The sequence below is a fragment of the Delftia sp. DLF01 genome (genome assembly GCF_014852125.1).
In the GTDB taxonomy this organism is placed as follows: domain Bacteria; phylum Pseudomonadota; class Gammaproteobacteria; order Burkholderiales; family Burkholderiaceae_C; genus Comamonas; species Comamonas acidovorans.
Genome location: NZ_JACVAZ010000017.1, coordinates 1 through 360 on the forward strand (window position 1 = coordinate 1; position 360 = coordinate 360).

Below are 360 nucleotides of genomic sequence, written 5' to 3' on the forward strand. Positions count from 1 at the left end.
GCTGCAGGCGTTCGGTGTGGATGAGGCGGTCGCCGTCCCAGCCGTAGTAGTGGGTGCGGGTGGATTCTGTGGAGTCCGCGCTTTCCACTTGCTGCTTGAGCCTGCGGCCCAGGGCGTCGTAGGTGTAGCGGCTGTGGTGGCGCAGCTGCTCGGCGTTGCCCTGGATCTGGCTGCTGCGCACGGCGATGAGCTGGTGGGCTCCGTCGTAGTGCAGTTGCTGCTGGCTGTGGTCCGCCTGCATTTGCGCGATGCGGTTGCCGCAGGGGTCGTAGCGCCAGACGCGGTCTTCAGTGAAGCCTATGCGGTTGTCTTCCCAGCGCTGCACGGGGCCTTGGCGCTGGCCTGCAAGGTGGCCCAGGC

The 360-nt window shown here is 67.2% G+C and carries 1 protein-coding gene; it reads right to left on the reverse strand.

Annotated features, from left to right (window positions below; all coding sequences use genetic code 11):
- A partial coding sequence (locus IB269_RS29350; protein WP_192368954.1) for a hypothetical protein occupies positions 1-360 on the reverse strand: 360 nt, incomplete at both ends.